Genomic DNA, 7,129 nt, shown 5'->3' on the forward strand with positions numbered 1-7,129 from the left:
TTACAACTGCGAACGCGGTCAGTGGAACCTAAAAAAGATGACCCCGGAACAATATCGGGGCCATCTAATCGCCGCATAGGACATACGGGCTTTTTATTAAACTGTCCATTTTACGGGGCTCAGTTCATTTTTTGTAGACTGTCTCTAATGAGTAAAATTGATTCGAATGGGAGAGCGTAAAATGGGCAATCATCGGTGGCTAAGACGGCTGTGTAATAGCGGATTGAAATTATTGAAACGAGAGTGTTCTAGTCAGGGTGTGAAGGATCTAGATAATCTGTTTCAGCAGGGGACAAGCAGTCATTTAGAGCATTTTCATGTATTCACCTTGGAGGAGACCGAGCCGGATCAAACGGTTGATCCATTATTGACACGAGAGACAAAGACAAGGCGCTATTGGGATTCCGGTTGGAGAATATCGTACGACAATCCTGAACGAATCATCGAGGGCTTCTCTAAGTTTCACGTCAAACCATCACTTAAATTGGCGGCCTATCAATATCAAGTAGGCGACAACGGAAATGGAATCGTATGGGCAATCCCGGCTGACAAAACTTTACCGGAACCGGACGAATGTAGACGGTTAAAAATACAATTTCTATCACCACCCAAGCCGAGTTTCGCCCGCGACGAGTTCATGGAGGCGATTGACGGAGGCAACACTCCCTTGTCTTAGCTACAGGCGGGGATCGCTTATCACGAGCTTCAAGAGTTTGGTGCGATGTGGCACGAAATCAGCTGGGGAGACGATTCCGGACTTGATGCATCCGCATTTCTATTATAATCACTAAAGACGCCCGGTCGTCGTCTTTTACACGATGAACCCGATTAGGAGCATTACCTTAAATCGTTATGAACATACATTCAAGTCTCACGGTTATCGATTGACGTGTAAACCAACGCCCGGCGATATCAGCTACTATTGAGGAATTGTGAACGTCACAGTTCAGCGTCGGATGGATGATGAAAGATTGAGAAGTAATAAAGGTTTTTGGGGGAGGCGACGTCGAATAAGTGACTGATAAAAGAATTCTAGCAGATGCTGAAATCGTTCTCACCTTTAAAATTTCAGAATAGAAGAAAGCCTCATTGAAAACGTTGAATGAATTGATTCGTACGTATACGTCGACCGTCAAACAAGGCGACATGCTAATGACGTATCGAGGCATCCTCGAATTCATGGGGAGCTTGCAAGCCCGTTTCATCAAGAACGGATACGAGATGAGCGGCCTTTATCCATAGATGTAAAAGGTGCATCCATCATTTTTTTGTTATATAAACATAAAAAAATCCTTGATGGTATTTTCGTTTTTAAATTGAAATAATTACAATTTTTATGATGAAAAATTCTATATTATTGTTAGTCATTACTATAAAATTGAACTTATACAGTCACACTAAGGAGGAATAAAATTGTCTTTGCCTACACCAATTGGGAAGCAGAGGGAAGTACTGTGCTTGCCTGAAGAAGGACACTATGTTGTATTAGGTACGGCCGGAAGTGGGAAAACAACTTTAGCAATTCATAGGGCAGCATATCTATCTCATCGAATAAAATCGGATGAAAGAGTTTTACTTGTGACGTTTAATAAATCCCTAAGAACATATTTGAATTCTCTAATAAATGATGATGGATATTTAGAAAAAGTCGATGTTAGAAATTATCATGCTTTTGCAAGAGGTTATTTAAGTAGCAGAGGCATGCTTAGGTCTAATGAGATAGTACCCTCAAGTAAATTAAAGCTTAGGTACATAGAGATGGCTATTGAAAATGTTAAAATGGAACATGGAAACCATCAGACTTTACATAGAAATGCAGAAGTTTTTTACGAAGAAATATCGTGGATACAAAAAATGGGGATTTTTTCAATTGAAGAATATGAAGATGCGGAAAGAATAGGGCGATCAGGTACTAGAATTACTAGGGACAAAAGATATCTTTTCTTCTTAGTTTATGAATCGTATTTAAAGATACGAGCAGAAGATAACTATAAATACGATTGGGATGATATCGCTAATACAGTTGTTAATGAACTTGAAAATGATTCAAGTGAAAAAATGTACCAACACATTATTATTGATGAGGGACAAGATCTCTCTCCAGCTATGCTTAAATCGTTAAGTTTAGCGGTTGCTGATAACGGAAGTCTTACTTTTTTCGGGGATGTAGCTCAACAAATATATGGTGGGAGAATCTCTTGGAGAAATGCAGGATTGAACGTGATGAACGACAGCATTTGGAAGTTTGATCAGAATTATAGAAATAGCAAAGAAATTGCTAATCTGGCTTTAAAAATATCAAATCAACCGTTCTTTAAGAAACATGTTGATTTGGTCATTCCTAAAAACCCTATAGCTTCTGGACCACTTCCGGTACTGTTAATGTTCCGTAGAGAGTTAGAAGAATTGCAGTGGGCAGCTGAAACAGCTTCTCAATTATGTAGAACTCAAACTGTCGCGATTTTATTTAGGACTAGAGAACAGTTATCAAAACTGAGGGGTTATTTAAAAGAAAAAGGTATTATACCTCAAGAACTTAGCGGATATTTAAGGGACTGGGATAATAATCCTGGTGTTTCAATAGGAACCTTTCATTCAGCTAAAGGATTAGAATTTGATGCAGTGATTATTCCACATTGTAGTACCGATAGATTACCTAATATTGAAAAAGTGGATTCGCTAGGAGATCGTGATGAAGCGTTAGGAGAAGAAGCAAAATTAATATATGTTGCTGTTACAAGAGCTAAGCGGATATTAGTAATATCTTATACGGGAGAATTGACTGAAATAATTCCAAATGACGATTCTTTATTCCAAAAAACGAGGTGAATTTAATGGATGAGATGTTGATTAGGGAGGAGTATCTAAAAAGGAACATCACAAGATTATGTCATATTACTCGTTCCCAAAAAGCTGTACATATACTCAGCTCGGAAGATGGAATAACAGCTGTCGACTTTTTGGACGAAGCCTTATATGAAGCGAACGATCCTATAAGACTGGATGGAAAAAAAGAGTATATAAATTGTTCTCTTCAATATCCTAACCATTGGTATTGGAGAAGAATTAAAGATATAAATCCTTTGTTTAAAGACTGGGTTATTCTTCTTATTAATCCAGAGCTATTAACATATCAAAATACCTTATTCTGTCCTGTTAATGCCGCTAAAAAAAGAGGTGGGTATATTACTAGGGGACATCAAGGGTTTAAATCATTATTTAGCAGTAAAGTTGAATCTCGAAGTAGAACATTACAAATGATGTCTAACTGTCCCACGGATGACCAAGCTGAAATACTAATATATAAAAATGTTCGGAGAAAGGATATCCTTGGTGTGATTGTTGAAAGTGAAGATAGAGCTAATAGTGAATTCATAAAATGGAAAATACTTAATATTCCACAAGTGGATATATTTATTGCGCCGAGTCTATTTGATGGTAGTTGGAGTACAATGGTTCGTCAGGGGATAGTCCCTATTGAGAAAAAATATCAAGGGGGTGTTTGAATTGGAAAAATCAGAAGTTGAAAGACTTGATAAGCAGTTCTCTGCGTTAGTTTGCGCCGCCGTAGGCGATGCGCTAGGTTGGCCTCAGGAGCAAAACAGTAAAAATATTTCGAAAAAAAAACCTACTAAGTTAGATGAGTTCCAGAAATGGACTAGACAGGATGGAGGAAGATTCTGGGGACATTCGGAGGTCATTCAACCCGGAGAATACAGTGATGACACTCAATTAATAATTGCAACTGCCAGGAGCCTAAAATACGGGTCTAGTTGGGGGAAATATTTTTCGAAGGTTGAACTTCCAGCTTGGCTTTCATATGAACGCGGCGGTGGAGGTGCCACCAAAAGAGCAGCTGAAGAATGGAGAAAAAATAAAAAACCATGGGATGTAGAAAAAGAAAATGAGTCAAGCTTAGAAAAATACTTTAATGCTGGCGGTAATGGTGTTGCAATGAGAATTTTACCTCATGTATTTACAAAAGAAAATACTTGGGCTGAAATCCAACATCAAGTATTCTTAAATGGAATTTTTACACATGGACATCCGAGAGCCATATTAGGTGCTTTAGTATACGCTGATGCGTTGATGTATTTGCAAAATAAAAATGATACCTTGGGATATGGGGAACTTATAGAATATTTGATTAAACGATCTGATGAGTGGGGTACATTCCCGAATGTACAAAAACTTGATAGTTGGATGAATGCCGCAAATAAAGTATTTAATAATAATTATCTAGAAGTTTGGAATAAAACGAAACAAGAAATAATTAATCAACTTGCGATTGTTAATCAGGGATTAAATAAAGGTGCACTTGATATCGGAAATGAAACTCTAGAACAGTTAGGGTGTTTTGATAAAAAGATTAATGGTGCAGGGACAGTTACTGCAACTGCTGCTATTTATCTTGCATCGAAGTATGCAACTAGTCCGAAAACAGCGATTGTTGAAGCTGCACACTTGAATAAAGCGGATACGGATACTTTGGCTTCGATGGTAGGCGGACTATTAGGAATTTTGCATGGGACAGAATTTCTGCCTACGTCGTGGTTAAGTGTTCAAGATTATTCTTATTTTAGTACATTGCTCAATCAAGGAACAAAAAATGAAGAGGAAATCGAATCTCCTTTATTTGACTGTAGTAAAGTTGGGATGAAAGAAAAGCTAAAAAACATTCAAAGAGGAGACTTGCTGAAGGTTGAACCATTCGGAGAAATCACTTTGGATGACGTAGTTTTCTATGATTCTAATAACTCACAAATTATTAAAAACTTAAAATTTGTTAGTGAAGATGGTCAAGTTATTTTTGTGAAAATTTATGAAAGAAAAGTACTTAAAAACAACAGTTTAAAGAAAGAAAGTGTAGCATTAGAAAAGAATAATAGTTCCTTGAAAGGGCTAAAAAATATTGATGACCCTCACACTTACAAAGTAGTAATAGATGCAAGAAAGTTAAGAGGGTTTGCAAATCTGGTTCCTGAAGAACTCGAATTTAATCTATGCTTACAATTGATTGCCGATATTATGGATGAGATTGAAAGAAGTCAGTATGTTAAATCAAATAAGCTAAACTTTCAGATAATTGAAGCTAAGTGGAAAAAGCACAATATTAATTATGATTATATAATAAAAATCGCGAATGTTATTCAGAATTATTGAAAATGAAAAACATTTATGATGTAGGATAGTACAATTGTTTTTTGTGCTCTAACATTGTATTAGGGCTAAACTACATGAGTTTAAAAATATGAAATTTAGAAATAGCCGATTTAATTTATCTATGACTTATCTAGGTTAACTGTTAATTATTTTCGGGAAAGGTAGATTTAAAAATGAGCCTAATTCTTTTAAGGTAGTTAAGAGTACGGTCACGAATGTTATAGAAAGAGCTTTATTTGAGGTCCTAAAAACTATAGAGGTTATCGTGAGAACTTGATTCACTCATGATAACCTTTTATTGTTTCATTAGGAATGTTGAATATTATGTATCGACATAATAGAATGGATAAAGTGATTTTATTGGACCAGAAACGAAAGGGAATGATTCTATATGAACGAAAACTTCTGGCGCGACCTACCGCGTCCATTCTTTATACTTGCCCCAATGGAAGACGTGACCGACGTCGTCTTCCGCCACGTCGTCGCCCACGCCGGCCGACCGGACGTGTTTTTCACCGAGTTCGCCAACTCGGACAGCTACTGCCACCCTGAAGGAAAAGGTAGCCTCCGTGGACGCCTGACGTTCACCGAGGACGAGCAGCCGATCGTCGCCCACATTTGGGGCGACAACCCGGACTACTTCCGCGAGATGAGCATCGGTATGGCCGAGATGGGTTATAAGGGCATCGACATCAACATGGGTTGCCCGGTCCCGAACGTCGCCAAGCGCGGAAAAGGGAGCGGCCTCATCTTGCGTCCTGACGTCGCGGCCGAACTCATCCAAGCGGCTAAAGCCGGTGGCATCCCGGTCAGCGTCAAGACGCGTCTTGGCTTTTCGAAGCTTGACGAGTGGCGCGACTGGTTGACGCACGTCTTGAAGCAAGACATCGCCAACTTGTCGATTCACTTGCGGACGCGCTCCGAGATGAGTAAAGTCGACGCGCACTGGGAGATGATTCCGGATATCATGAAATTGCGTGATGAGATTGCACCGGATACGCTCATCACGATCAACGGCGATATCCTCGACCGTCAGATGGGTCTCGAGCTCGTCGAGAAGTATGGCGTCGACGGCGTCATGATCGGCCGCGGGATTTTCAAAAACCCGTTCGCGTTCGAGAAAGAGCCGCGTGAGCATTCGATGGAAGAACACCTCGATCTGCTTCGTCTCCAACTCGACCTTCAAGACAAGTTCCAAGACGACGTGCCGCGCTCGATCTCGAACTTGCACCGGTTCTTCAAGATTTACGTGAAAGGTTTCCGCGGGGCGAGCGACCTCCGTGTGAAGTTGATGGATACGAAATCGACAGACGAAGTGCGGGCATTGCTCGATGCGTTCGTCGAGAACTATCACAAAGAAGAAGCGGCGCTCGCCGAGGCGGCGTCGACAGTAGAATGATTTTTGAAGGGATTCAGTGTATACTGGGTCCCTTTCTTGTATGCAAAACAGCAAAAGGAAATGGAATGTAGGAAATGAAACGTTTGATCAGGTTGATTCGTATGAAGTAAATTGAAAGAAGTGGAGAGTGAAAATGAACGAATGGCGCGAATCAGCGGTCGGACTTGGCCTTGTTTTCGGAACGGCTGCCGGGATGATCATCTCTCTATTATTCGGTTTTACGGTTGCATACGGGATTGTTGTCGGCTCGATAATCGGCTATTTGATTGGACTCATCATTTCCATTCGCGCGATGAAACAATGACTATGATGATATAAGAGTGGGAGGCAAATAACATGAGTGAATTTCAATTTATGACGAGCGATAGACCGCTAAAAGAAGTCGAAAATCCATATATCGAATTCTTATCCATCAACGAGTGTGTAGTGCAAAATAGGAGTGGTTCTTACGCAATGTTGGTGAGGTAGTGATGCTGACATTATGGGAATAAAATCAAAAAGGATTGATTCCCATGAACGAGTTAGAATTCCTGGATAATCGATTGCGTGTCACGAATGTTCACTCAC

General features: G+C 39.7%; 7 protein-coding genes. All 7 read left to right on the plus strand.

The genetic code is table 11. From position 1 onward, the window contains the following. Nucleotides 1–166 precede the first annotated feature (166 nt). Complete coding sequence (locus tag EVJ30_RS14610) at nucleotides 167–676, plus strand: hypothetical protein (RefSeq protein WP_161568861.1); 510 nt, start codon at nucleotides 167–169, stop codon at nucleotides 674–676. A gap of 422 nt (nucleotides 677–1,098) precedes the next feature. Then, nucleotides 1,099–1,242, plus strand: a complete 144-nt coding sequence (locus tag EVJ30_RS15215; protein ID WP_161568862.1) for a DUF7000 family protein — start codon at nucleotides 1,099–1,101, stop codon at nucleotides 1,240–1,242. Between the two features lie 171 nt (nucleotides 1,243–1,413). Further along, complete coding sequence (locus EVJ30_RS14615; RefSeq protein ID WP_131469544.1) at nucleotides 1,414–2,829, plus strand: 3'-5' exonuclease; 1,416 nt, start codon at nucleotides 1,414–1,416, stop codon at nucleotides 2,827–2,829. A gap of 5 nt (nucleotides 2,830–2,834) precedes the next feature. Then, nucleotides 2,835–3,506 (plus strand): DarT ssDNA thymidine ADP-ribosyltransferase family protein, encoded by a 672-nt coding sequence (locus tag EVJ30_RS14620; RefSeq protein ID WP_131469545.1) that lies wholly within the window; start codon nucleotides 2,835–2,837, stop codon nucleotides 3,504–3,506. Nucleotide 3,507: 1 nt separating this feature from the next. After that, entirely contained in the window at nucleotides 3,508–5,163 is a 1,656-nt protein-coding gene (locus EVJ30_RS14625; RefSeq protein ID WP_161568863.1) for an ADP-ribosylglycohydrolase family protein, read from the plus strand. A 391-nt stretch (nucleotides 5,164–5,554) separates the two neighbouring features. Further along, nucleotides 5,555–6,562, plus strand: coding sequence for a tRNA dihydrouridine synthase (locus tag EVJ30_RS14630; RefSeq protein WP_131469547.1), 1,008 nt, complete (start codon nucleotides 5,555–5,557; stop codon nucleotides 6,560–6,562). A gap of 133 nt (nucleotides 6,563–6,695) precedes the next feature. Further along, nucleotides 6,696–6,866 carry a hypothetical protein gene (locus tag EVJ30_RS15220; protein WP_161568864.1) on the plus strand — a complete coding sequence of 57 codons (171 nt, stop codon included), beginning with the start codon at nucleotides 6,696–6,698 and terminating at the stop codon, nucleotides 6,864–6,866. Nucleotides 6,867–7,129: the final 263 nt, after the last annotated feature.

The sequence above is a fragment of the Exiguobacterium sp. SH5S13 genome, from assembly GCF_004337085.1.
GTDB lineage: Bacteria > Bacillota > Bacilli > Exiguobacteriales > Exiguobacteriaceae > Exiguobacterium > Exiguobacterium aurantiacum_A.